The organism is Arthrobacter sp. MYb229 (genome assembly GCF_002975405.1).
Classification (GTDB): Bacteria; Actinomycetota; Actinomycetes; order Actinomycetales; family Micrococcaceae; genus Glutamicibacter.
In genome coordinates, this window is record NZ_PCPS01000010.1 from 1 (window position 1) to 24,982 (window position 24,982).

Here is a 24,982-nt window from a genome sequence, read left to right on the forward strand (position 1 = left end):
TCCCATTTTCCCAGTTCAGGTCACCTTTTCATCTTTTAAGTCAGTTAATGACTACCGGCCTTCATGAAATACCCGGGTTAGCGTTTAATCATGTTGAGTGCAATGACACTCAAGCGTTGGTGAGCTCCTTGTCAGGAACAGTTACCTCGGGTTCGATTGCTTCTTTACGAAGGACTTTCGTATTGATGAAGCCCCTGATTGACACCCACTCGCGGTTTGAAATAAACAGCAGGTCGAGTGCGATCATTACCAAAGAGAACTGCCATAGCCCGGCGAGAAGCGCCGCAATTCCTACGTGCATGGTGAACAGCACTGCGACAGCCCATGGCCGCGTTTTGCGCCAGATAACGAAGAATACGAAACCACCCTGAGCAATGAGCGTTAGCCAGGAGGAGATCTTGATAAATAGGCTCGACTGCCAAAGTAGCTCGTTGATCATTGGGTAGATCTGATACGCCTGTAGGTTCATGGCGTAGAAGAAGCCCGTACCGTCAATCCAGTTTTCTCCGATCAGCTTCAGATAACTGGAGATCAAATAAACGATTACGATCTGCGTCATGCATAGCAAAAGGGCAATGTTGTGCAACAAGTTCCAAAGCTCATTGCTCTTCGGCTTACTGCGGATCGTTGTCTTACGTCGCCTGAGCCATGAATCCACCGAGAAATACTCGCTGAGATTCGCGAATATCAGGAACAGCAACGTGATTCGTCCCAATGTATCCCCACCGTTGGTGAGGTACGAGTTGTTGGATTGGAGCGCTACTAGCATCAGGAGAATGAGCGGCGTAATGTACCGAGTCTTCCAACCCGCAATGAAGATGAGGACAAGCACGATGAATGCAACGTATCCAATATCAAAAAACAGTTCATTACTTTTGCTCAAAACCGTATCGAAAGTCCAGTAGCCGCGACGCTTCGCCTCAGGATCTACCCACCAAGAAGCAGGTCCCCAGAGAAGTGAACGATCAGTGAAGCTCGGGACTAGGACCGTCAGCATCCCGATGCCGTAAATGATACGCAACAGGGAGAAGCTGATCAGAGAATGCTTGGACTCAAGAAGCCAACTTCCAAACTTATTCGTCACTGAAATCATAGTTTAGTGACCTTCCTGACGATCAATCATTTGTTCAAGGTGCTCAACTGCTGGTTCATAGGCTCCGGCATCGGAGGCCCTCCACCCGAAGGTTGTGATGCGGTCTTTAAACTGGTCCGATTCCATGAACCGATGCTCGAAGTCATTGTTCTGTTTGCGGACCACACGCCATTGGACTTCGCTTGCTGGATTACCTGAATGCGCTTCGGCAAACACAGTTGCGTATCTAACTAGCATGTAGTCCATACGCACGAAGCGTACGACGGAAGACGAGTTTTTTTGTTTTCCTTTAATTGAACTGACGATTTCAGAGTCATCCATGACGTTCCGCTTGCCATTTGATCTGGTTACGAAATCTTCTCGTGCCTGCTCACGTTGATCAGATGTCAGCTTGTGATACCTGGATAAGTATGAAGTCGAAACGTTCTGGCTGAGTTTCTGAATACGTGAGGGTGCCAGCTGTCCCTTGTTTCCTCTGCGTTCAATGGCAGTCACTGGAATCCAGTCGGTCTCGATAGTCTTCCCGTCGTCATTAACAGTTCGACTTCTTACCTCGAGAAAGTAATCCTTTTTCTGAATATTAGGTGCGAAGACGTTCCATTTCTGACTGAAGTACGGCGAAAGTGTGCTTTTGATCGGGCTCGACGCTTCGACAGACATCGATAGTGCGACGGTTGTGTAACCAAGCACCATCACCAACGCCGTGAGAACTGCTATAAATCGTTTCTTCTGACCTTGTTTGGCCATCATTACCTCTCGAACGCCCGATCATTCCCTGACCGAGTACGGGCCCAGCCGGGAATCTCACCGGTCATGACTGCAAAAATGTCGACATCGTATCTCTGTCGAGATTGCTGCTCCTGTCCACGAAAATGGATTTTAGTCTTCTGCGCAGCCAGCAGCATTTCTCTTACTTTTATGTACTTATTTTATGTTAATTGAACTTAACGGAGTTCGTGGAATTCAAATCTCGTGAAAATAAAAAGTCTTGAGCTGGGCAACAAGTATCTGTTGCCCAGCTCAAGACTACGGTGTTACTTTATGGCCAATTAGGCCTTCTTGCGGCGGATTACTGTAATAGCTCCACCTGCAATTACGAGCAACAGTGCAAGTCCACCAATGACCAGTGGGGCGCTGGCGCCGGTGTTAGCCAGGCCATCCTTCTTGTCATTGTTCTTCTTGTCATTGTTGTCCTTGGAGTTATCCGAACCATCAGCGTCGGTGCCATCGGTGCCATCAGCATCGGTAGCGTCAGCATCAGCATCAGTTGCATCAGCATCGGTAGCGTCAGCATCAGTTGCATCAGCATCGGTAGCGTCAGCATCAGTTGCATCATCAGTTGCATCAGCATCGGTAGCGTCAGCATCAGTTGCATCAGCATCGGTAGCGTCAGCATCAGTTGCATCAGCATCGGTAGCGTCAGCATCAGTTGCTTCGGTGTCAGCGTCTACAGCGTCAGTTGCTTCGGTGTCAGCGTCTACAGCGTCAGTTGCTTCGGTGTCAGCGTCTACAGCGTCAGTTGCCTCGGTATCGACAGCATCAGTTGCCTCGGTATCGACAGCATCAGTTGCCTCGGTATCGACAGCATCAGTTGCCTCGGTATCGACAGCATCAGTTGCCTCGGTATCGACAGCATCAGTTGCCTCGGTATCGACAGCATCAGTTGCCTCGGTATCGACAGCATCAGTTGCCTCGGTATCGACAGCGTCAGTTGCTTCGGTGTCAGCGTCTACAGCATCAGTTGCTTCGGTATCCGTAGCTTCGGCTGCTGCTCGAACCGCTGAGGTTCCCAAATCAACGCCGACGCCGGCCACATCAGGCAAGACGTCAATTGCCAAGGCAGTAACGTAGTTAAGCTCGCCCTCTGGTGCCGGAGCCACAATCTGGGCGGCGGCAGGTGAAGCTGCAGGATTGCTGATTTCCGAGCTCGCGATCGTGCCCTGCTCATTAATCGTAATTTCAAGAACGCCGGCCAAAAGTGGCTCGATTGCTCCATCAATAACTGGTGCGACTACATCGGTGACCAGTCCGTCAACGGTGCCCGGAAGAGCATTCACTAGACCGGTTACTGTCGACAATAGTGGAGCAGTCGTATCCATGACCAGTCCAACTACAGAGTCAAGGACTCCGCCTAGATCAATTCCGCCACCCAGGCCCGGTAGCAGGACCAGCGTATTGTTGACAGTGAAATTCTCGGTATTTCCATTCAGGAAATCACCCAGTGAACCACTGAGGTTGATGCCGCCGTCGACGAGGTCACCAAGTATTGCGACTTCGGCGTTCACATCTGCGGTCAAGGTGAAGGAAGCCTGATCGAGTACTTCATTCAGGGCAGTAGTAAGTTTGGTGGTGACACCTTCGAGAAGACCAGTCAGCTCTTCACTCACCTGCAGCGCTACGGCGTCGTCAAGCAATTTCGTGTTGGCTGGCTGATCGTTGAGCCCGCCGGTAATTGCCTTTGACAGGTCAAGCTGGACAGTACCTTCGCCAAGGTTCAGCGAAACCAGGCCGGACTCCGAAATCAGCTCTTCTGTCAACACACCGTTGAGAGTCGCTACGACGTCAGGAAGACCATCAATAGAAAGTGCAACGTTAGACAGGCCAAGTTCAGCCAAGCCCAAGTTAACATTTGCTGCATTCAGTGCGTCTACAATCTGCGGAACAAGACCTTCTGCGCCTACCAGCCCATTGAGCGCCTCGCCTGCGCCAGTGGTGGTGGCAGTCAAGGTATCGCTGAGGTCCGACAAAAGCGGGCTGTGCAGGTCTACGGTAGCCGAGGCGATCTGGTACTCGTGCGTCGGATCCGCGCCATCGGTACGCTCGGTAGTCGAACCAAGTGCGCCCAGTTGCAGTTCTGCAACGTCTAATACATCGGTGGTTACTCCATCGATGCCCAGCTGACCGAACAGCTTCGTCAAGTCGACCGTTGCTAAGTCACCGGAGCTGGTGTCAACGGCAAGGGCGCCATCTGCGCCCAATACGCCGGCGGATCCCTTGGCATGAGTCGCAGTATCGGCAATCGCGTAAGAGGACAGTGCGCCTGCTTGACCAAGGTCAAGCAATCCGCTGCCGTCGTCGCTGATTACTGGAAGATTGATGGTCGGCAGGGTTAGATCCACTGCGCCATTCAAGGCGGAAACATTCAGTGGATTCGCCTGCGCGGTTGACGAACTTGGGTTTGCTGAGTAGGAGTAACCAGCTTCCGCTAGGTCCAGGCCCAATCCGTCGACATTAATGACTTGGCCAAAGGCTTCCGAGTGATCCGCTGGCGCAGCAAGTGCGGCGGTAACGGTCGGGGCAACGAAAAGGCTGGTGACTACAGCGCCGGCTAGAACCCGACGAGCACCCTTGGCCTTCGTTCCCTTCTTCTTTGGCGGCAAATTAGTAGCTTGCACCGCTGTCCTCCAAGTTAGATGTTGTGATCTTTGGGTCATCAAAATGAAACCCAACTTTGACCCTATGCCGAGCAACCCCACACTCTCAGGTTTCTTTCAGCTAATTCTTTGCTAATTCAGGTTATTAATCTTGGCCACTTGGCTAAAAAATCTAGCTGATATGGGTTACCCGTCGGTAGCTGACATATACACTTCAATTGAAATTCATCAAAATTAGGTATTGACACCGCTTAGGTGGAGGTCCATTGTGAAAACCGTGTCTGATTTGAGACTTAACAGCCGACTGTCGGAGTGTTTTTTTAGCCACATGGCTATAGGATTACACTACAAGCAATGGATGAACTCATGTGGGGACATGAAGGGGCGATCTGTTGCACCTCAACCTGAGTATTTTCTGAATAAGGATGATGCCCCTTGCCCCCTATTCGAGTCCATTTGGCCGATAGCGATCATTTTTCGCGCGCAGGGATTTCCGCTGTTTTAGCATCGGCCAATGACATTACGATCGAGAAAATCTCGGACTCGATGCATGAAGCAGTGCAAAATGCCGTGAGCTTTACCCCGCACATCGTGATTCTTGAGTACTCACTTAGTGGCGCCGATATCCATCTCGCCATCCAGGATATTACGTCCCAAGCACCATCGACGAAGGTCGTGCTGCTCGCCAATTCATACGGGCGCGCGGAACTCGCGAAGGCCTACGAGTCGGGTAGTTCCGGACTGATTTCGAAGAATTCGATTAGCGCCGAGCTGCCCAGCGCGCTTCGCATGGTCGCCGCCGGCTATCAACTATTTGCCCAGCCCTCCGAAGGTTGGGAGAAGCCGCTGCGATTCGCCAGGCGATCCCAGAATCAAGCAATCATTGACAAAATGAGTGATCGCGACAGGCAACTCGTGCGTGGTGTCGCGTCAGGTATGACGAACATCCAGATTTCGCGATCAACGCACATCAGCGAAGGGTCGGTGAAATTGCATTTGGCCCGGATCATGGACGAGTTCGGCGTTTCGAACCGAGTTCAGCTGGCAGTCATCGCAGCAGAGACAGGGCTCATTACCTCAGCGGATCTGCTGACCGCTTAGTAGACGGTCCGCAGTTGGCTGGCTGGAATCCACATTTCTTCACCGTCGCGGTCGATCTGCCGCCAGGCACCCTGGCGGGCCACGATCACCACGGCGGTGTCGGCCTGCAAAATGCGCGCCAAAGAGTGGTGGTCTCCAGGTCCGCGTCGGGCATTGAGTTGAATGGTCGTCAGAGCCCGTTGGTTGGGAACCGCGATGAGCCCGCCCTTGGCCGGACGCGACGGCAAGGTCTGCAGATACATGCTCGGGACCCAGCCCAGCAGTTGGCCAAACTGGATTTGCGACCACAGTCCCTGTTGCAGCACCATCCGCACCTTGCTCGCCTGTTCGACGACTTTGAGTACCGGATATCCCGTGCCGCTGCCCTGGCGCAGATTGAGAGTCGCGGTGGTGAGATGAGTTGCCTCGATCAGCGAATAGCGCGAAAGCACCCGCGAACCGCTAGCTACTTCAGGATTGCCTTCAACGTTTTCTTCAAAGGCCGCCGGAATCGGTTCAAGATAGATATTCGGCAGCCACCCATAGATTCGGTGAACGTAAACGTGCGCCCAGGAGCCGCGCACTTCAACGAGCGCAAGTTCCGTTCCCGAGCTCAGATTGCTCTGCACAAGGTAGTGTCGCCCGGCACCCTTACGTAGTTTCAGCTCTGCCGTCGTGCGGTGCGTATGCGTCGGTGACGACGTCCGAGCCGAAGGATGCGGATAACCCAATTGGTTCACAACCACCTCGATATAGAAAAACTTAGAGAACCAGCAATTAGCTGATTCCCTAAGTTTATTTCATGTTTGAAGAGTTTTTATCTTCCTGAAGTTTTATTCGCCTGCCGACGTACGTGCCCCGAGCTCGCGGTCCAGTCGCAGAATGCCGCTGCCGTCGTCTCCGACGAGCTTGAGCCGGTCCAGAATCTCGGAAACGGTGGCCTCTTCTTCGACCTGTTCCTCGATGAACCAGTTCAGCATCGGGATCGAATCGATGTCGCCCTCGGTCTGTGCCAGTCGGTAGAGTTCCCGGATTGCTTCGGAAACCTTGCGCTCGTGGGACAGGGAAACGGTGAAAGCGTCGACAACGGTCTTGACGTTCATCACCGGTGCCGGCTGTTCGCCGATCTTAGGGCGGGCATCACGGTCGGTCATGTGAGTCATGAACTTCTCCGCATGCACTACTTCTTCGGCCGCCTGCGCACGGAACCAACCGGCAATGCCGGAAAGGCTCATAACGTCCATTTCCACTGCCAGCTGACGGTAAACGGTCGCAGCTGTCAATTCGAGAGTTAACTGAGTGTTGAAGGCCTCTGCCAGTTTTCCTGTAAGTTCCATGTCTACAGACTACGACTCATTTTCTTGCTTGTCACCGAAGTTCGGACACACTTATCACGAGGGTAATTAGCGCATACTTTAGCGTTGACCAGTAGTTAATTGAGCCGATGCTAACAAAGGCAAGGGCAACAACCACCTGGGTGCTACCTATTTCCCCAGCCCTGCGCGGCGCAGAGCTTCGGCCATGGCCGTATTGGCGCTGGCTGCCGGTGCGGCCTTCCGATTCCCCTCCTGGCCACGCTCGCCCCGCTTGCTTGGTCCGCCGTTGGACCGTGGCCCACCCTGACCGCGCGGTTTTGTCTGTTCTGGCGTCGTTTTCTCGCCCGGCAGCTCGTCGTCCAAACGCAAGGTGAGCGAAATGCGCTTGCGCGCCGCATCGACTTCGAGGACCTTCACCTTGACGATTTGTCCCGAGCTGACTACTTCGCGCGGATCGGAGATGTACTTGTTGCTCATCGCCGAGACATGGATCAGTCCGTCTTGGTGCACGCCCAAATCTACGAACGCGCCGAAGGCAGCCACGTTGGACACGGTGCCCTCCATGATCATCCCCGGCTTGACGTCGGAAAGTGTTTCCACGCCTTCACGCAATGCGGCCGTAACGAATTCGCCGCGGGGGTCACGCGCCGGACGGCGAAGTTCTGCAATGACGTCCCGTATCGTCGGCTCGCCGAACTGCTCGGTGGTGAAGTCGGCGGGGTTCAGCTCTTCTAAACGGCGTCCCTGGCTTTCGGCAGCCTGCTGCAGCTTATTGGCCAGCGCGTACGCTTCGGGATGTACCGAGGAGGCATCCAGGCGTTCCTTGCCACCGGTGATACGCAAGAAGCCGGCGCACTGCTCGAAGGCCTTGGCGCCCAGGCGCGGCACCTTCAGCAGCTCCTTGCGCGTGGCAAAAGCCCCGTTGGCGTTGCGGTGATCGACGATGTTCCGGCTGAGCAGGGGGCCTACGCCCGCCACGCGGGAAAGCAGCGCCGGGGACGCGGTATTTACGTCCACGCCGACCGCATTCACGCAGTCCTCCACGACAGCGTCCAAGGCACGGTCCAGTTTCGTGGCCCCCACATCGTGCTGGTACTGGCCCACTCCGATGGACTTCGGATCGATCTTGACCAGCTCGGCTAAGGGATCCTGCAGGCGCCGGGCAATGGACACCGCGCCGCGGATCGACACGTCCAGGTCCGGTAGTTCTTGACTGGCAAGTTCGGAGGCAGAGTAGACGGACGCTCCGGCCTCGGACACGATGACCTTGGACAGGTCCTTGCCGCCCAGTGCCTTGATGACCTCTGCGGCCAGGCGATCGGTTTCGCGTCCCGCGGTGCCGTTGCCCACGGCAATCAGCGAGGTACCGTGCTTCTGCGCCAATCTGGTCAGCGTCTTCACCGACTCGTCCCACCGATTAGCCGGGGCATGCGGGTAGATGGTGGCTATATCTACGACCTTGCCGGTGAGATCGACTACCGCGACCTTCACCCCGGTGCGCAGACCCGGGTCGAGGCCGAGCACCGCCTTGCTTCCCGCCGGCGCGGCCAGCAGCACATCGCGCAGGTTGGCCGCGAAAATCTTCACCGATTCATCCTCTGCCGCTTCGAAGAGGCGAGCGCGCAGATCGGATTCAAATCGCGTGAGCAGCCGGGCCTTCCATGCCAGGCGAACGGTCTGCGCCAGCCAGCTCGCGGCCGGGGCATCGGGGCTGGCGGAAATTCCGAGGGAGGAAGCGATGGCGTTTTCGTAGCCGGTACGGGCCGCGGCGAGCGCTTGCTCATCGCGCGGATCCGCCTCGGCGAACTGCAGTTTCAGCGCTCCGTCGCGTTCGCCGCGCAGCAAGGCCAGCACCCGGTGCGAAGGCAGCGAATCCAGGGTCGCCACATAGTCGAGGTAGTCCTTGTATTTACCTTGCGCCTCAGCAGTAGCGGCGGCCGCGGCGCTGGCCCCGATCTTGCCCGACTTCCACAGCAGCTCGCGAAGCTCGGAAGCCAAGGCGACATCCTGGGAAACCCGCTCGGTCACGATCGAACGGGCACCGGAAAGCACATCCAGCTCGGTGCCGAAGCCGGCTTCGACGTTGAGGTAAGCGGCCGCGGCCACCTGCGGATCGGTGCTCGGATCGCCAAGCAGCAAATCCGCCAACGGTTCCAGCCCAGCTTCACGAGCTATCTGCGCCTTGGTCCGCCGCTTGGACTTGAACGGAAGGTAGATGTCTTCCAGCTCGGCCTTGGTGGCAGCTGCCGAAATCGCGGCGTCAAGCTGATCGGTTAGTTTTCCGGCTTCGCTGATGGCTTCGCGGACCGTGACACGGCGTTCTTCGAGTTCTCGCAAGTACCGCAAGCGTTCTTCGAGCAAACGCAGCTGCGTGTCCGAGAGCATCCCGGTGACTTCTTTTCGGTACCTTGCGATAAAGGGAACCGTTGACCCCGAGTCCAAAAGTTCCACGGCCGCTTTGACCTGCCAGACCGCGACTTTGGAGTCTCCAGATAGTTCGGCCGCCAGCTGTTCAATGATCTTCTGCTCTGTGCTACTCACCGAACCATTGTGCCCCAAAGAGCTTAATCTTCAGATGATCAACTCGGTTCACACCCAGCAGATCCTAAAACTTGGACGCTAGACTTGCTAGCTATGGGGAATGTAGCAATTCGAAAGTCAGCCGCGATACTCGCCGTATCGTCGCTCATCATGGTGACCGCTGGTTGTTCCGTGCTGGAAGACACCGCCACGTCGGCTGCCACGCAGCTCACTGACGCTGCCGCCACGGAGATGGTCCGCCAGGCCTGTGCGCCGGTCCAGGATGGCAGCATAGATGCCGGAGAGCTGCGCGTACTCAGTTCCATCATCGGTTCGGTTGAAGGCGGCGGTTTGCCGCAGCCAATAGTCGATGTGCTCAAGGAACTGGCAAGTTCGGGAGACCAGGCGCCGCAAGCACTGCAAGATCGCCTGGTGCAGGCCTGCGATGATGCCAACGCAAACAACAACTAATCCCACGGTGATCTAGACTTTTGACCTATGGTCGAAATTCCCACCGGCGGTAAGGTCCGTCTTGACGCCTGGCTCTGGGCGGTGCGCATGTATAAGACTCGCTCGGCGGCAACCACCTCCTGCCGCGCCGGTCATGTTCGGCTCAATGGGGATCCGGTCAAGGCATCGCAGATCGTCGTTCCCGGGGACCGCATCCGGGTCCGTAAGGACGGCTGGGACCGGGACCTTGAGGTCACCGGGCTCATTTCTAAGCGCGTCGGTGCGCCGGTAGCCGTCAAATGCTATCTGGACCACACCCCGCCCCGCGAGAAGGTCGTCATCCCGCAGGTCCCGATCCGCGACCGGGGTACCGGGCGCCCCACCAAGAAGGACCGCCGCGAAATTGATCGCTTGCGCACCTCCTGGCAGGGACCCGAAGACTAAGTCAGCTCGATCGCTGGCACGTCCACCGCGAAGTCGAAGATCTGTGCATAGAACGACAGCGAGCTTTCTAGCGCCTTGATGATATTTGCCGACTTGCGGAAGCCATGCTGTTCTCCGGCAAACAGGATGTAGGCATGCGGAATCCCCCGCTTGGCCAACGCGTCGGCCACCACCTGTGATTGAGCCGGCGGGACCACCTTGTCCTCATCGCCCTGGAGAAGCAGCACCGGGCAGGAAATCTTCTCCACATGGTTGATAGGCGCCCGCTTTTCGTACAGCTCTGCCGCTTCCGGGTAAGGACCGACCAAGGAGAACATGTACTGGGATTCGAAGTCGTGGGTATCCTCCACCAATCCCACCAGGTCCGAGACGCCGTACCGGCTGATGCCGGCGGTGAAGACCTCGGAGAAGGTCAGCGCGCACAGCACCGTCCAGCCGCCGGCGCTGCCGCCTTCGATGCCGATCCTTGCCGGATCGGCAAGTCCCCGGGCGATGAGCGCCTTGATCACCGCTACGGTGTCCGCCACGTCGACTACACCCCACGCGCCACGGAGCCGGTTTCGATAATCCCGGCCATAACCGGTGGAGCCACCATAGTTCACGTCCACCACACCGATGCCCCGCGAGGTGTAGTAGGCAACGGTGGCGCTCAGCGTTGCGACCGCTTGGCTGGTTGGCCCGCCGTGCACGAAGGTGACATACGGGGGCAGTTCCCCTTCTGCTCCCGCAAAGCCTTCTTGGCGGGGCTTGTAGAGCAGCGCGTGGACCGCCTGGCCGGCCGCGTTGGCGCATTCAAATTCTTCGACTTCCGGAAGCATGGCGGGCTCTGGCAGCTCGGCGATCGACCGGGTCACCGACCGGTGCTCCAGGGTCTCCACGTTGATCAAGGAGATCTCTTCGCCTTGGGTCAGCGAAGAGGTGCCAGCCAACAGCCACCCATCTTGCAACGCCAGCGGACGCACCCGGGTGAAGGGCAAGGCGAGGTCTTCCAGTCCCCCGGTAATCGTATGCACCCGTGCCAGCTTGGTCGTGCCCGTTCCGTAGGAACACAACAGGGTCTGCTGATTTTCGTTCAGATACCATCCGGTGCCTACCTGCCACAGCGGACCTGCGAACTCTGCGGCACGGTCAACCAGACGCACGGTGCGCCCGGAACTGAGCTGGTAGGTGTAGGGATTCCACCATCCCGAGGCATCCGAGATGAAGGTCAGCCGGTCATCGTCGGTCCATTCGGGCTGCATGACCGAGACCTCCGGGCCTCCGGCGATCACCGAGCCCCGCAAGGTTCCCTGCTCGGTGTATTCGGCGAGGTGGAGTTCGGTCGCATCCCAGGGCATATCCGGGTGTTCCCAGCTGATCCACGTCAGATGCGTGGCATCCGGGCTCAGCCGCGGCCCGGCGACAAACCGCGCCGGAGTGCTGAGCAGTCGAATGGCCGCCAGATCTTCGCTGGCGCTGCCGTCCAGCGGAATTTCCACGATATGGCGCACCGGTTCGGCCCGCAGGTCTTCCATAATTGCCAGCACCTGGCCCGCCGGCCCCGGCACGAATTCTGCGAAGCGCAGTGCCGGATCGCCGTCGATCATGCTTGGCGGGGTCAGCGCCACCGGCTCTTCATTGGCCAGCACCTTCAAGTAGACGCGCTGGTCTTCGAAGTTTGCAAAGACCACCGCGGGGACCGCCCCTTCGAGCAGCAGCCAGCTGGCACCCCCGTACTCATGCACCCGCGAGCGCACGTTATACGGTGCCGCGATCAGCTGACGTCCCGCCGCGGCAGCGCTGCGCCCATACTCGACAAGGGTCACCCGTCCGCCCTCGGCAGGCAGGCCTTCCTGCACGATCAGCTTGTCTCCGAAGAAGCAGGCTCCGCCGAGCGGTTTAGTGCCAGCCGCTACTTGCGCAGCTGAGATGGTCGAGGGCCAGGAACCAAAGGGCATGTGCTGAAGCATGTGTTCGATCCTAGTCATATTTCGGGCCAGGAACGACCCTCGACAAGCGCTAACTCGGTGCGCTTGGATGGAGCCATGGCAAAGTTCGTATTGTTCTTGCGCGGGGTTAACGTCGGCGGCGTCAAAGTTTTGATGAAAGATCTCGCGACACTGCTCGGCGAGGCCGGCTACGGCCCGGTTAAAACCGTGCTCGCCAGCGGCAATGCAATCCTCGACGCGCCGCACGGCGCGGCGCCCGAGCTGCGTGCGCACTGCGAGCAATTGCTGGCCGACTACTACGGCCGCCCCATTCCGGCGCTGGCTTTCAGCGCCGCCGAAGTCCATGAACTCGCCGCCGACTTCCCGGTGCCGGTGCCCGCGGCAGCTGCCGAGTTCCACCGCTACCTGACCCTGTGCGCCAGTGAGCGCGATGCCCAGGAACTATATGCCGCGGCGGCCCAACTCGCCGATGCTACGGTGGTGGCGGTGCGCGCCAGGAGCTTGTGCTGGATCAGCCCAAAGGGCCAAAGCCTTGAAACCCCGGTTTCGAAACTTGTCACCGCGCAGGCGCGCCAGCGGATTATCACCACGCGCAACCTGAATACCTTAGTAAAACTTTCCACGATTATTCGCGCGCAGGAACTCGGAGAATAATAAGCTCTGCATCTGCTTCCACTCCAACTCGCTGAGGGCCACTACATGCTCATTGTCATCGAACTCGTTGGCATTTTCTTTTTCGCCGTCGCCGGCTCGTTGATGGCCGCGCGCCGCGGTTTTGACATGCTCGGTTCGGTATTCCTCGGCGGCGTCACCGGCCTGGGCGGCGGCGTGGTGCGCGACCTGATCCTGAACGAGTCCCCGGCCACCTTCGGGCATCCCATTTATTTCCTGCCGCCGGTGCTGGCCGCGTTGCTCGTTTATGGCTTTACTCCCGCCATCCAAAAACTTCACCGCCTGGTGCTGGTCTTCGATGCCGCGGGACTGGGCTTGTTCTGCATGACCGGCACACTCAAGGCCCTGCAGCACGATTTTAATCCGGTCACCGCGGTGCTGCTAGGGATGATTACCGGGGTGGGCGGCGGGCTGATGCGTGATGTCATTTCCAATGTCACCCCTGATTTGTTCAACCCGCGGGACATCTATGCGATCCCGGCGATGATCGGCGGCATCCTCACCGCGGTGTGCTGGAGCTTTGAGCTCTTCAACCCCATGGTCGGCGTGGGCATCGCGGCGCTGACCTTTGCCACGCGGCTGGCCTCGCTGAAGTTCGGCTGGCGCATCCCGCTGGCGGCCGGACACTGGCACCGGCCTACCCCGGGATCCCCACCGGAGAACGGACCGCAACGGCATTTCTAGTTCCGCCTAGTCCACGCGTTCGAGCTTGCCCTCGTTTTCGGCACCCGGCGCGCTGTCCTCGATGGTGCGCGATGGATTGATGATCACCGCTCCGAGCAGCATCACCACGATGCACACCCCGAGCATCGAGAAGGCCACGCCCCAGGATCCGCTGGCCTGCTGCACGACGCCAAAGAGCATCGGAACGATGGCGGCGCCGGCATAGCCCAGGCCCTGGGCGAAGCCCGAAAGCACGCCCGAACCGTAGGTGGTGCGCGAGCGCAGGTTCATCATCAACAGCGCAATGGCGAAGGTGCCCTGGCCCAGGCCCGCCATCGACACCCAGAACCAGGTTCCCTGGGTCGGGGAAAGATAGATTCCGAGGTGGCCGGTAATCCAGCAGGCGGTGAACACGCCCACCGCGATGATCGGGTTCTTCAAGCGCGGAACCCACAGCGGGACCAACAGTGCCACCGGCAATCCGAGGATCGCGAAGAGCGCGAGCATATTTCCGCTGGCCGCCTCGTCCAGGCCCTGGGCGTACAGGTACGGCGGCAGCCAGGTGAAGTACACATAGGTCTGCGCTGAGTTGCCGGCAAGGAAGATGGCCAGCCCCCAGGCGACCTTGGACTTCCACGGGTTGATCCGCGCGATCTCGTGTCCCCCGGCCGCCGGCAATGCCGCCTCCGGGCGCTCCACGCGGCGGTCCGCAAACAGCTGCATCATCCAGGGGATCAGCACGATCCCGGACAACAGGGCCCACGAGCCGATCGAGGTCTGCCAGCTGCCGACATTGGCGAAGGGAACCGAGAATTGCGGCGCCAGCCAGGTGCCGATGGCGATCATCGTGACGTATCCGCTGGTGACAACGCCGATGCGGTCCGGGAAGTATTTTTTCACCAACGGCGGCAGCACCACGTTGCCCATGCCGTAACCGGCCAGGGTGACAATGGACAAGGCCAGGAAGGGATAGACATTGGGCATCAATGGCCGTGCCAGCTGTCCGGCCACGGCCAGCGCGACCGCGATGACCAGCGTACGCTCCAGGCCCCAGAGCCGAATCAGCCGCGGGGTCAACAGCCCGAAGACGGCGAATGAGATCGGTGCCAGCATGGCCAGCAGCCCGGTGGTGAATTCGGTGAACTCGATATCTTCTTGGATGCGGGCCAGCAGCGGCGGCACGGACACTACCGCCGCGCGCAGCGACAGGGCCATCAGCAAGATGCCAAGCAGCGCCCCGATACGGCCTTTGAGCCGGTTCCTTGTGCCGTCTTCGGCCATGTGACACATCCCTGCAGAATTATTCGTTGAGTTCTTTCAACTTTTTGAGTTGCGGGACCAATTCTAGTAATTCTTTGAGCCGACCCTCAAAATTGCTTTGATACCAGGAGCCGGGCATGGCCAGATGCGCATAGAGCCCCTCGCCAATCAGGATGACCAGATGCGCGATCGCCGGGTCCCCCACTTCGTCGAGGATTAGCTGCAGCCACCGGGCGTGCACGTCCTCGAGCATCGCCGCGGCGCTGCCGACTCCGGCCTGCGCCAGGCGCTGCACCGCGACCAGATGGCGGTCCAATTCGGTGTCGACTTCCGCCGAGGTCTGCACGTAATAAACCGAGGCGCCCTCTGCGGCCTCGTGCATCCGATCGAGATCCAGTTGGACGTGCTCCTCGGTGGACTCGATCACCCCGGCGGCGAGCGCTTCCTTCGAGGCAAAGTGGTAAAGCAGTCCGCCTTTTGAAACTCCTGCTCGTGTCGCGGCGGCTTCGAGGGTTGCCGCGCGTTCCCCTTCTTCGCAGAGCAGCGAGATATAAGCATCCAGTACCTTCGTGCGTGCCGCAGGTGGACGGGCCATGAATCTCCTTAGGATTTTAGACGGTGACGGATTTAACCTTACATTCGATGGTAACTATACCAACCGGACGGTATAGTTACTCTTGAGGGTGAAACCACACCCCAATTTCCTACGCACTAATTTCAAAGGCCAATCCCATGAGCTCACAGATCACCGAACGCGCCTCCACGCTGAGTCGTTCGCGCCGCTGGGCCGCTCTGACCGTACTGCTTTTCCCGGTACTACTCGTCTCCGTGGACAATACGGTGCTGTCATTCGCGGTTCCCGCCATCTCGGGTGCGCTATCGCCTAGCGGTACGCAACTGTTATGGATCATCGACATCTACCCACTGATCCTCGCGGGACTGCTGGTCCCCATGGGCTTCCTGGGTGACCGGATTGGCCGACGCAAGGTGCTGCTGATCGGTGCCACGGGATTCGCGCTGATCTCCGCGTTGGCGGCCTTCGCCACCGACGCTTTCCAGCTGGTGCTCGCCCGCGCCCTGCTCGGTATTTTCGGTGCCATGCTGATGCCGGCCACGCTCTCCTTGATCCGCAATATCTTCCCGGACGCCAAAGAACGCCGGACCGCGGTTGCCATCTGGGCCAGTGCGTTCTCCGGCGGAGCGGTCCTCGGCCCCATCATCGGCGGACTCCTTCTGGAGCACTTCTGGTGGGGTTCGGTCTTCCTGCTGGCAGTTCCGATGCTGCTGCCGCTGCTCATCGGCGGCCTGCTGCTCCTGCCCGAATCCAAGGACCCGAATCCCGGGCGAGTCGATCCGCTGTCCATCGTTTTGGTCATCTTCACCTTGCTGCCCTTCGTCTACGCGATCAAGTCCTTCACCACCGAGCCGCTGTACGTGGTCATTGGCGCCGTAGCGCTCTCCGTTGCCAGCGGGGTGGGCTTCGTGCGCCGGCAGCTGGCCGCCGCCAACCCGATGATCGACGTGCGCCTGTTTTCCAATGCCGCGTTCTCCGGAGCGCTGACGGTGAACCTGATCGGCGTCTTCTCGCTGGTGGGCTTCATCTACTTCGTTTCCCAGCATCTGCAGCTCATCGCCGGGTACAGCCCGCTCGATGCCGGCCTGCTGATGACCCCGGGCCTGGTCTTGACGATGGTCTTCGGCCTCGTCTCGGTCCCGCTGGCCGCGCGCTTCGGCGCACCGGCCATCATGGTCGGCGGCCTGATGCTTTCGGCCGTGGCCTACGCGGTGGTCGTTTTCGCCGGCTCTTCCGGAGATGTCTTCTGGCTCATGGCGGCCTTCTGCGTCCTGGGAATCGGGGTGGGCATGTCCGAGACCCTGTCCAATGACATGGTGCTCACCGCGGTGCCCGCCTCGAAGTCGGGGGCGGCCTCGGCAATCTCGGAAACCGCCTATGAGGTCGGAGCGGTGCTCGGGGTGGCCGTGCTCGGCACCATTTTGAATACCGTCTATGCCGCGCAGCTCAAGGTTCCGGAGGCGCTCGACGCCGCGGCGACCCAAGCGGCCGTGGAAACCCTGAGCGGCGCGCACCAGATTGCGCAGGGGCTGCCCGCCGATCAGGCGCAGGCGCTTTTGGCCTCCGCGGCCCACGCTTTTGACCACGGGGTGCTCATCACCTCGAGCATCGCGGCGGTGCTGGCCCTGGTCGCCGCAATCGTAGTGGCTCGAATCATCAAACCCGCTACTCGGTAAACGATTTGGGACACTTTCCGAAAATCTAGATTAATTAGGTCAAAGTTATTCAAAAGTTGCGAATCTCGACGTAGGCTAGGCAGTGTAGTTCCAAAGTAATTCGCGAAGAACCCTTTAGAAGTTTGTGAATGTCGATCCGCATGGTTGGCGCGAACCCCTTCTAGACGTGAAGTGAATGACTTGGCTGCTTCGTAGGACGAGGGAACTTCGGTTTCAACGTCTCTCGTGGATTACAACCAAGCTCACCAAAAAATCGGTGAGGAACGTCTGAAAGGACCAAATAGTATAATGGCAACCGGTATCGTCAAGTGGTTTAATGCTGAAAAAGGCTTCGGCTTCATCGCTCCAGACAGCGGAGATCCTGACGTCTTTGCTCACTTCTCCGCCATCCAGACCCAGGGCTTCCGTACCCTGGAAGAAGGCCAGAAGGTTGAGTTCGAAGTAGTTGAGGGCCCTAAGGGTCTTCAGGCAGCGGACATCCGCGGACTCTAAAGCGTCTTAGGCGAATAGCCCCTAGACATTAGCGTCAACGGCGTCTTCCCGGAATTATCCGGGAAGACGCCGTTTTCACGTTTATCGGGCTTCACGGAATAGTCCCGCACCTCGGTGGGTTGTACTAACCGTGAAGCTTTCGATTCTGGACCTTGCCCCGGTTGCACCTAATAGCACCATTTCCGACTCTTTCAAGTCATCTGTACGCCTCGCTCAGCTTGCTGAGCGCACCGGCTATGAACGTGTTTGGTACGCCGAGCACCACAACATGCCGACCATCGCCTCCAGCGCGACCTCCCTGTTGATCAGCCACGTGGCCCACCACACCGAACGCATCCGTTTGGGTTCTGGCGGCATCATGCTCCCCAACCATTCGCCGCTGGTGATTGCCGAGCAATTCGGCACCCTGGCCGAGATCTTCGGCGATCGTATCGACCTGGGAATGGGACGCGCCCCGGGCACCGATATGACCACCTTGCGCGCACTGCGGCGCGACGCCTCGTCCGCCGACTCCTTCCCGCACGATGTGCTGGAGCTCCAGGCCTATCTCGCCGGCGAGTCACGCATCCCGGGTGTGCAAGCCATCCCGGGGGCGGGCACCAACGTTCCGCTCTACATTCTGGGCTCCTCGCTCTTCGGCGCGCAGCTTGCCGCACAGCTCGGCCTTCCCTACTCCTTCGCCTCGCATTTCGCCCCGGCGGCCTTGCAGCAAGCGGTCAAGACTTATCGCGAGCAGTTCAAGCCTTCGGCCCAGCTGGCCGAACCATATGTCATCGCCGGCGTCGGGGTGATTGCCGCCGAAAGCGTGCAGCACGCCCACGAACTCAAGGTGGCCTCCGAACGCCACCGCGTCGCGTCCTTCTTGGGCCGCAACGCAAAGAAGGAATTCACCGAAGCCGAACTCGACATGGTGATGGATACCCCGCAGGCCGAACAGATCCTGGACATGATGCGCTTCACCGCCATCGGAACCGGGGATAACGTGGCCGAATACCTTGCCGATTTCGCCGAAACCGCCCAAGCGGACGAGCTGATCACCGTGCACCACCCATTGCTCGAGGAGGACCGGTTGAATTCGGTCAACCTCACCTCACAGGCCTGCCGGTTGGTTACCGCGGGCTGATGCGCACCGGGCCGGCGATCTCGTCGTCGGCCTAGAGCCACAGCGATCCGCCCCGAAAGGAACCGGCCACGCACCATAGCGGTGCGTGGCCGGACGCCGGGGTGGATCTCTTGTGCTTTAACGCCCACGTGGTAGCGGCGCGGTCCACGCGGCCGGGCGGAGAGACGGAAGCACTCAGCGATTCTGGGCTATGCCCGAGCGGTGCGGTCCTTCGCCAATGAGGCCACGGACCACCCGGTGAGGAGCAGCGCCAGCAGCGCGCAGAGCACGCCGAAGACCAGAATGCTCAGTTCCTGGCCATAGACCCCTACCGCCCAACCCAAGACGATCACCGGCAGCGCGCTGCCAAGGTAGGTCACCAGGTAGATGGTCGACACGGTCTGGGCGTGCAGGGAAGCCGACACGGCATTAACCGCGCCGCTGAACGCGGTTCGGAACGCGATTCCCTGCCCCAGGCCGATCAGCGCCAGCGCCAGCATGGCCAACCAGAGCGAACCGAACTCGGCGGCCACCACGAGGCCAATGGTGCTGGCGGCCAGCAGCAGCAAGCCAAGCGGCAGCAGGCGCTGGCCGCCGCGGACCACTACCTGGGACAGCGCCGAGATCCCCAAGGGAAGACCCGCGACCAGTCCGATCATCGGCAGCGAGGTCAGCTCGAAAACCTGCGCGAAATAGCCCGGAGCCAACGACAAGGCGAAACCGAACACGGCAAAGCTCAAGAATCCAACCAGCGCACCCATCCAGAATTTGGCTCGCGCCTCGCGCGGGATCCCCAGCCGGCGCGGGGCCAGCGCGCGGTGCCGTTGCCCGCGCTCGGCCATGGCAATGGCCGGGCGCGCCTGCAGCGCGACCAATGGAATGAGTGTCGCGAGCAGCAGCACCGCTTGCACGGTGAACACCGTGGTCCGTCCGCCGGGCAGCAAAGCCAGCACGCCGCCGAGCAAGGGGCCGAAGGCCACGCCCCCGGAGGAGGCCAGCAGGGTGAAGCGCGAGGCCCATTCGGGCTTATGCGGCAGCAGCTCGCGCAGCGCCGCGGCGCTGGCTCCGGTGGCCAGGGCCACCCCGGCCCCCTGCAGGCCGCGCCCGAGGCACAGTTCCCACAGGGTTGAGGCCGCACCGAAGCTCAGCGTGCCCACCAGCGAGATGATGATGGCGAGCACCAGCGCGGCACGGCGGCCGATGTGATCGGACCAGTGGCCCACGATGGACAGGAAGAACATCAGCGAACAGACGTAGCTGGCGAAGGCGATGGTGGTCCCCATGGCGCCCAGGGAGAGTTCGGCCTGCAGCTGCGGGTAGAGCGGCGTTGCCAAATTCGCGCCCACCAGCAAGGTGAAGCTCACCAGCACGGTGATGCTCAGCCGCGTGGTGGTGCCCGGGTTCCAGGTCAGTGGCCTGGTTCGAGCCGGCTGCATGCGCAGTTCGCTGATTACCGACATGGGGTCTCCCAAAAGGCGGGTGGTCCAAAGGATGTCGCCAGGTTGTTGCACTAGAAAGTTTTTAGCGGTGGGGTTGCTCGCTACCCCACCGGCTAGTTGAGCGATCTGTAAGAAAATGTCTACTGATCTAGATCGTTCACTCATAAATATCCGCCAAACAAGGACACTTCGGTTCTTAACTTGTTAGAGTTTGAGCAAAATAGTCAAAAACTTGGCCCCCGCGGGTCCTAGGAGTGAGCAAATGGTGCGTTTGGATGACGTCGATCTGAAAATTCTCTTGGCGTTGATCCGGGATCCGCGGATCCAAATCTCCGATCTCGCCGACGAAGTTGGCGTGGCCCGCAACACCGCTCAGTCACGTCTTCGCCGCCTGCAGCGCGCGGATGTGCTGCGCGAAGGCGGCCGCGACCTCGACCTGGCAAAACTCGGCTACGACGTGCTGGCCTTCGTCACCTTGGAAGTGCTGCACCGCGACCTCGATACCGTGGTGACCTCGCTGCGGCAGATTCCCAACGTGCTGGAAATCCACGAAACCTCCGGCCGTGGAGATGTCTGGGTGCGGCTGATCGCCACCGATACCCACCAGTTGCAGTCGGGGCTGCGGCAGATCCTGCGGATCAAGGGTGTCACCCGATCCGAAACCACCTTCGCGCTCCACACCCACCTGGCCTACCGGGCCGCTCCGCTGCTGGAGCACTACGCCGAACACAATCACTGAGAAGCGCGAAAATACAAGTCTTTCCTTGTGCGCCTTCCCGGCCTAGGCTGTGATTACGAGAAGTCATGAGGGATAACCCCGGCTCTCGTCGGGTCCCTCGCATTCTGTGGAGGAGTACGTGATGACCAAGGATTTTGAACCAACCGACTTCGCACCCGAATACGGGAACGACATCTACGAGCCCGACGACGGCCGCGATTCGCAAGCCTATGAGGGCTCCAGCGATTCGCCCGAAACGATGCGGAACATCGACCCGTTGGCTACACGCGCCTACCTGCTCGATGACGATCTGGAAACCGAGGCGCAACTGGATAACGAATTCACCGAAGAGTCCAATGCCGACGAAGATGAGGACTAGCTCACTGACTAAGCATCCCTTAGGCTTCAGCGTTTAGACTTTAGAAGTGATCAATCCAGTTCATCTGCGCACCCTGCTCGAAGTGGTGGCGCATCGTTCCTTTGCCACAGCCGCAACCCGGCTGGGCTACACTGCCAGCGCCGTCTCCCAACAGATGACCGCCTTAGAACGCAGCACCGGAACCACGTTGTTCCTGCGTGGTGCCCGCTCCATCACCCCCACGCCCGGGGCGCTGCGCATGGTGCGCCACGCCAAGCGCGTGCTCACCGACCTCGACGCCCTGATGGCCGACGTAGCAACCATCTCCACGGATTCCACAGACCGTGAAGAGATCAAGCTCGGCATCTTCCCGTCCCTGGCCACCTACGCACTTCCCAAGCTATTGACCAGCGAAGACTGGAACTCCCTGGGCATCAATCTGCGCCTGTGGATCGGCGAACCCCAGCAAACCGTCGCCGGCCTGGGCAACGGCGGGGACCTGGACCTCGCGCTCATCTTCCAGGTGGGACCCGGCGGACTGAGCTGGCCCGCCTCGCTGGAGCGCGCCTGGCTGGGCGATGACCAGTTCCGCGTCGTCATCCCCGCCTCGTGGCCGATCGCAGACGACGCCCAACTGACCGTGGACCAGCTCGCCGAATGGCCGTGGATCTTCCACCACCCGGGCACCTCGGATGCCACCTTGATCTCCCGGCTCTTCGCCTCGTACAACATCCACCCGCAGGTTGCGGCCTACTGCGACGATTTTAACGCTTCGCTGAATCTGGTCTCCTCGGGCCTCGGCGCCGCCTTGGTGCCGGATCTGGCCATGACCCAGGCCCCCGCGGGCCTGCGTATTGTCGACGCACCGGAAATCCGGCTCGCCCGCTCGATTTTCGCCTTGAAGCCAGAGAATTCGAAGAAGCCCAAGGTTGCCCTCGTTTTGGACCGGCTCACGCAGATCCTTTCCGACTAGGCTGGAAAGCGGTCATCGGTAGGCAGCCTCGGAAAGGGCGATCGTGGAAGAACTTGTCGTAGCGTCCGTGCACGGACCGGTAGGTCATCTTGAACTGAACCGTCCGGGCAAACTCAACGCCTTGACCTTGCCCATGCTCCAGGAGCTGCACCGGGTCCTGCACCTGTGGGCCGAGGACCCGAAGATCGGGCTCGTTTTGCTCACCGGACGCGGCGAGCGGGGGTTCTGCGCCGGAGGAGATATCGCCGACTTCCATGCCGCGATCACCGGTGGCCGGCACGCGGACTTCCTGGAACTGCTCGCCCTGGAGTTCCGCACCGACCACTTGATTTCGGTCTACCCCAAGCCGCTGATTACGCTGGCCCACGGGATCACCATGGGCGGCGGCATCGGCCTGGCCAGCCACGCACCGGTGCGTCTGGTCACCGCCGACGCGAAGCTGGCCATGCCCGAAGCGCGCATCGGCTACACCCCGGATGTTGGCGGAAGCCACCTGCTGGCCAACGCGCCGGGGCACTTCGGCGAATACTTCGCCATGACGGCCACTTCCTTCAGCGGCGCGGACGCGGTCTTCCTGGGTTTCGCCGACGCGGTCATTAGCGAATCCCTCGCCGCGTCCATAGTTGATGAGCTCGATGACCTGATCGGCCTGGGCGCCGCAGAGATCGCCGCGGCCTTCGAGGTGCTCCACGCGGTTCCCGAATCCCGCCGGCTGGAAATCGAACAGGGCTGGATCGATTACGCCTTCGGCGCCGAGAGCCCGGACGCGGTCCTGGAGCGTTTGCAGTCCATGGTCCACCCCGGCGCGCGGCGCGCGGCCGAGATGATATCTGCGAACTCCCCGACGAGCGTGGCCGCGGCGTTCCATGCGGTGCGTGCGGCCCGCGCCGAGCAGAACCTGCGCGGCGCCCTGGACCGGGAGCTGCGCCTGGCGGCGCACCTGATGCACCAGCCCGACCTGGCCGAAGGCATCCGCGCCCAGGTCATCGACAAGGACCGGAATCCCAGCTGGCAACCCGCAGCGCCGGGCGAGGTCAACGCCGCGGCGCTGCTGGCGCTCATGGGCGAGTAGCTTCGGTTCAGGACCCTGGCTGGCCTTCGGGCCGGGTGACATCGCTGGGCACCGGATGGACCTTCTGCGAATCGCGCGGCTCCACGCGCGTGGCCTTCACCGCTTCGCCGGGTTCACTGAGCCGGCGGGCCGGGGCCAGCGCCACACTGCTCGGGAGGCCGAAATGCACCGGGGCGTGTTCGCCGAAGTGATCCGCGTCCGCCTCCTGCCAGTCATCCCGCCACGAGGCCGGAGGATTCTCCAGCAGCTCGCCGGGCTGCAGCCAGTGGAACAGCGAGGCGTAGGAGCGGGTCGACTGGAGATTCACCCGGCGCCGCAGCATCCGGGTGTTCAGCTGGTCCGGACCGTGCAGGCCCATGGACGCCATGATCTGTCCCGCCTCGGTGACCGTCAGCCGGTGGTAGTTGTACACCCGGTGGCCCTTGTCCTCGACGTCCAAGGCGCGCATGAGCCGCTTGTTCTGCGTCGCTACGCCAACCGGGCAGTGGTTCGTATGGCACTTCTGCGCCTGGATGCAGCCGGTGGCCATCATCATCGGCCGGGCGGAAAAGGCGAAGTCCGCGCCCTGGATCAGGCGCTTGACGATATCCGAGCCGTTGGCGATCTTCCCTGCCGCCGCCAGGCGGATTTCGTGGCGCAGCCCGGCGCCCATCAACACGTTGTGGACCAGCATCAGCCCCTCGGTCAGGGGTGTCCCCACATGGTCTTCGTACTCCAGCGGTGCGGCGCCGGTGCCGCCTTCGGCACCGTCCACGGTGATGAAGTCAACCAGCACCCCGGTTTCGATCATGGCCTTGCAGATCGCCATCACATCGGTGCGTGAACCGACGCAGAATTTGATTCCCACCGGTTTGCCGCCGGAGAGCTTGCGCAGCTTTGAAACGAAGGCCAGCAGTTCGCGCGGGGTAGAGAATTCGGCGTGGCTCGCCGGGGAAATGCAGTCCTGGCCCATCGGCACCTCGCGGGCCTCGGAGATTTCCGCGGTCACCTTCGCCGCCGGAAGCACCCCGCCGAGTCCGGGCTTTGCACCCTGCGACATCTTGATGGTGATGCCCTTGACCTGCGGGAGGTTGGCCTTCTGCGCAAAGGTCTCGGGGTTGAACCGGCCTTCGGGGGTGCGGCAGCCGAAGTAGCCCGAACCGATCTCCCAGAAGAGGTCCGCACCGTGCTCCAGATGGTATTTGGTCAGCCCGCCCTCGCCGGTCTCGTGGACAAAATCCCCCATGGCCGCGCCCTTGTTCATCGCCAGCACCGCGTTGGCCGAGAGCGACCCGAAGCTCATCGAGGAGATGTTCAGCAGCGACATCTCATAGGGCTGAGCGCACTGGCTCGAACCGATTTCCACCCGGTGCTGCTCCTTGCTCGGAGCCACCGGCGCGCTTGAATGCAGCAGGTATTCGTGGCCGACCTCGTTCACTTTCAGCTCGGTGCCGAAAGCCTTGTGGCTGTCGGCGCCTTTGGCCCGGGCGTAGATCATCGAGCGGGTGTCGCGGTCAAAGGGCGTGCCGTCGGTGTTCCGCTCGATGAAGTACTGCTGGATCTCCGGGCGGATGAATTCGAACAGGTAGCGGGCATGTCCCAGAATGGGGAAGTTGCGCAGGATCGCATGCCGTTTCTGTGTCATATCCCGGATCCCCACGGCCACCAGCACCGCGGTGAGCGCCACCAGGATCCACCACACCCAGTTGCCGGAAGTTCCCGCCAGCAGCGCCGTGAGCACAAACCCGGCGGCGAGCACGAACAGGAACAGAATCACTACTATTCGCATCATGTTTTCG

At 60.2% G+C, this 24,982-nt stretch carries 23 protein-coding genes; 12 read left to right on the forward strand and 11 right to left on the reverse strand.

Translation table 11 applies throughout. From position 1 onward, the window contains the following. Positions 1 to 109: 109 nt before the first annotated feature. The 3 genes from CQ019_RS17315 to CQ019_RS18355 all read right to left on the reverse strand — a co-directional run bounded on the left by CQ019_RS17315 (position 110) and on the right by CQ019_RS18355 (position 4,542). On the reverse strand, positions 110 to 1,093 hold the full coding sequence (locus CQ019_RS17315) for an HTTM domain-containing protein (protein WP_105554524.1): 984 nt from the start codon (positions 1,091 to 1,093) through the stop codon (positions 110 to 112). 3 nt (positions 1,094 to 1,096) lie between these two features. Continuing rightward, entirely contained in the window at positions 1,097 to 1,843 is a 747-nt protein-coding gene (locus tag CQ019_RS17320) for a DUF5819 family protein (protein ID WP_105554523.1), read from the reverse strand. A gap of 299 nt (positions 1,844 to 2,142) precedes the next feature. Further along, positions 2,143 to 4,542 (reverse strand): choice-of-anchor G family protein, encoded by a 2,400-nt coding sequence (locus tag CQ019_RS18355; protein WP_146113394.1) that lies wholly within the window; start codon positions 4,540 to 4,542, stop codon positions 2,143 to 2,145. A gap of 381 nt (positions 4,543 to 4,923) precedes the next feature. Between CQ019_RS18355 and CQ019_RS17330 the strand changes: the two genes are divergently transcribed. Next, positions 4,924 to 5,568 carry a response regulator transcription factor gene (locus CQ019_RS17330; protein ID WP_181148607.1) on the forward strand — a complete coding sequence of 215 codons (645 nt, stop codon included), beginning with the start codon at positions 4,924 to 4,926 and terminating at the stop codon, positions 5,566 to 5,568. Here the strand turns inward: CQ019_RS17330 and CQ019_RS17335 are convergent. The 3 genes from CQ019_RS17335 to CQ019_RS17345 form a co-directional block, all read right to left on the reverse strand. After that, a complete protein-coding gene (locus tag CQ019_RS17335) occupies positions 5,565 to 6,176 on the reverse strand; it encodes an SH3 domain-containing protein (protein WP_096286779.1) in 612 nt (203 codons plus the stop codon). The two genes, CQ019_RS17330 and CQ019_RS17335, sit on opposite strands and share 4 nt — an antisense overlap. Positions 6,177 to 6,380: 204 nt before the next feature. Then, entirely contained in the window at positions 6,381 to 6,884 is a 504-nt protein-coding gene (locus tag CQ019_RS17340; RefSeq protein WP_096286777.1) for a ferritin, read from the reverse strand. Between the two features lie 147 nt (positions 6,885 to 7,031). Beyond that, entirely contained in the window at positions 7,032 to 9,404 is a 2,373-nt protein-coding gene (locus CQ019_RS17345; protein ID WP_105570280.1) for a Tex family protein, read from the reverse strand. Positions 9,405 to 9,497: 93 nt separating this feature from the next. Between CQ019_RS17345 and CQ019_RS17350 the strand changes: the two genes are divergently transcribed. Both CQ019_RS17350 and CQ019_RS17355 read left to right on the forward strand, forming a co-directional pair. Further along, positions 9,498 to 9,854 carry a hypothetical protein gene (locus CQ019_RS17350; RefSeq protein ID WP_096286773.1) on the forward strand — a complete coding sequence of 119 codons (357 nt, stop codon included), beginning with the start codon at positions 9,498 to 9,500 and terminating at the stop codon, positions 9,852 to 9,854. A gap of 27 nt (positions 9,855 to 9,881) precedes the next feature. Beyond that, a complete protein-coding gene (locus CQ019_RS17355; protein WP_105554521.1) occupies positions 9,882 to 10,277 on the forward strand; it encodes an RNA-binding S4 domain-containing protein in 396 nt (131 codons plus the stop codon). Here the strand turns inward: CQ019_RS17355 and CQ019_RS17360 are convergent. After that, on the reverse strand, positions 10,274 to 12,226 hold the full coding sequence (locus CQ019_RS17360) for a prolyl oligopeptidase family serine peptidase (RefSeq protein ID WP_105554520.1): 1,953 nt from the start codon (positions 12,224 to 12,226) through the stop codon (positions 10,274 to 10,276). The genes CQ019_RS17355 and CQ019_RS17360 overlap by 4 nt on opposite strands. Positions 12,227 to 12,301: 75 nt before the next feature. Here CQ019_RS17360 and CQ019_RS17365 point away from each other — a divergent pair, with 75 nt between their 5' ends. Together CQ019_RS17365 and CQ019_RS17370 are read left to right on the forward strand one after the other, a co-directional pair. Next, complete coding sequence (locus tag CQ019_RS17365) at positions 12,302 to 12,859, forward strand: DUF1697 domain-containing protein (protein ID WP_096286767.1); 558 nt, start codon at positions 12,302 to 12,304, stop codon at positions 12,857 to 12,859. Between the two features lie 45 nt (positions 12,860 to 12,904). Then, positions 12,905 to 13,561 carry a trimeric intracellular cation channel family protein gene (locus CQ019_RS17370; protein ID WP_096286765.1) on the forward strand — a complete coding sequence of 219 codons (657 nt, stop codon included), beginning with the start codon at positions 12,905 to 12,907 and terminating at the stop codon, positions 13,559 to 13,561. Positions 13,562 to 13,567: 6 nt separating this feature from the next. Here CQ019_RS17370 and CQ019_RS17375 read toward each other — a convergent pair whose 3' ends face one another. Both CQ019_RS17375 and CQ019_RS17380 read right to left on the reverse strand, forming a co-directional pair. After that, positions 13,568 to 14,821 (reverse strand): CynX/NimT family MFS transporter, encoded by a 1,254-nt coding sequence (locus tag CQ019_RS17375; RefSeq protein ID WP_096286762.1) that lies wholly within the window; start codon positions 14,819 to 14,821, stop codon positions 13,568 to 13,570. Positions 14,822 to 14,840: 19 nt separating this feature from the next. After that, entirely contained in the window at positions 14,841 to 15,395 is a 555-nt protein-coding gene (locus CQ019_RS17380; RefSeq protein WP_096286760.1) for a TetR/AcrR family transcriptional regulator, read from the reverse strand. Between the two features lie 137 nt (positions 15,396 to 15,532). On the opposite strand from CQ019_RS17380, the gene CQ019_RS17385 reads away from it, so the two are divergent. From CQ019_RS17385 to CQ019_RS17395, 3 genes are all read left to right on the forward strand, one after another. Next, positions 15,533 to 17,050, forward strand: a complete 1,518-nt coding sequence (locus tag CQ019_RS17385) for an MFS transporter (protein ID WP_105570257.1) — start codon at positions 15,533 to 15,535, stop codon at positions 17,048 to 17,050. A gap of 288 nt (positions 17,051 to 17,338) precedes the next feature. Then, positions 17,339 to 17,542 carry a cold-shock protein gene (locus CQ019_RS17390; RefSeq protein WP_096286756.1) on the forward strand — a complete coding sequence of 68 codons (204 nt, stop codon included), beginning with the start codon at positions 17,339 to 17,341 and terminating at the stop codon, positions 17,540 to 17,542. A 130-nt stretch (positions 17,543 to 17,672) separates the two neighbouring features. Continuing rightward, positions 17,673 to 18,665, forward strand: a complete 993-nt coding sequence (locus tag CQ019_RS17395; RefSeq protein WP_105570258.1) for an LLM class flavin-dependent oxidoreductase — start codon at positions 17,673 to 17,675, stop codon at positions 18,663 to 18,665. Positions 18,666 to 18,853: 188 nt separating this feature from the next. On the opposite strand, the gene CQ019_RS17400 is transcribed toward CQ019_RS17395, so the two are convergent. Continuing rightward, positions 18,854 to 20,104, reverse strand: coding sequence for an MFS transporter (locus tag CQ019_RS17400; RefSeq protein ID WP_105570259.1), 1,251 nt, complete (start codon positions 20,102 to 20,104; stop codon positions 18,854 to 18,856). A 241-nt stretch (positions 20,105 to 20,345) separates the two neighbouring features. Here CQ019_RS17400 and CQ019_RS17405 point away from each other — a divergent pair, with 241 nt between their 5' ends. The 4 genes from CQ019_RS17405 to CQ019_RS17420 all read left to right on the forward strand — a co-directional run bounded on the left by CQ019_RS17405 (position 20,346) and on the right by CQ019_RS17420 (position 23,204). Then, the gene (locus CQ019_RS17405) at positions 20,346 to 20,822 is read left to right on the forward strand and encodes an Lrp/AsnC family transcriptional regulator (RefSeq protein ID WP_096286750.1); all 477 of its coding nucleotides are present in this window, start codon (positions 20,346 to 20,348) and stop codon (positions 20,820 to 20,822) included. Positions 20,823 to 20,943: 121 nt separating this feature from the next. Then, positions 20,944 to 21,180 (forward strand): hypothetical protein, encoded by a 237-nt coding sequence (locus CQ019_RS17410; RefSeq protein ID WP_096286748.1) that lies wholly within the window; start codon positions 20,944 to 20,946, stop codon positions 21,178 to 21,180. 46 nt (positions 21,181 to 21,226) lie between these two features. After that, on the forward strand, positions 21,227 to 22,132 hold the full coding sequence (locus CQ019_RS17415) for a LysR family transcriptional regulator (protein WP_096286746.1): 906 nt from the start codon (positions 21,227 to 21,229) through the stop codon (positions 22,130 to 22,132). A gap of 43 nt (positions 22,133 to 22,175) precedes the next feature. Continuing rightward, positions 22,176 to 23,204 (forward strand): enoyl-CoA hydratase/isomerase family protein, encoded by a 1,029-nt coding sequence (locus CQ019_RS17420; protein ID WP_258133761.1) that lies wholly within the window; start codon positions 22,176 to 22,178, stop codon positions 23,202 to 23,204. Between the two features lie 7 nt (positions 23,205 to 23,211). Here CQ019_RS17420 and CQ019_RS17425 read toward each other — a convergent pair whose 3' ends face one another. Further along, positions 23,212 to 24,975, reverse strand: a complete 1,764-nt coding sequence (locus CQ019_RS17425; protein WP_105554515.1) for an FMN-binding glutamate synthase family protein — start codon at positions 24,973 to 24,975, stop codon at positions 23,212 to 23,214. Between the last annotated feature and the right edge of the window lie 7 nt (positions 24,976 to 24,982).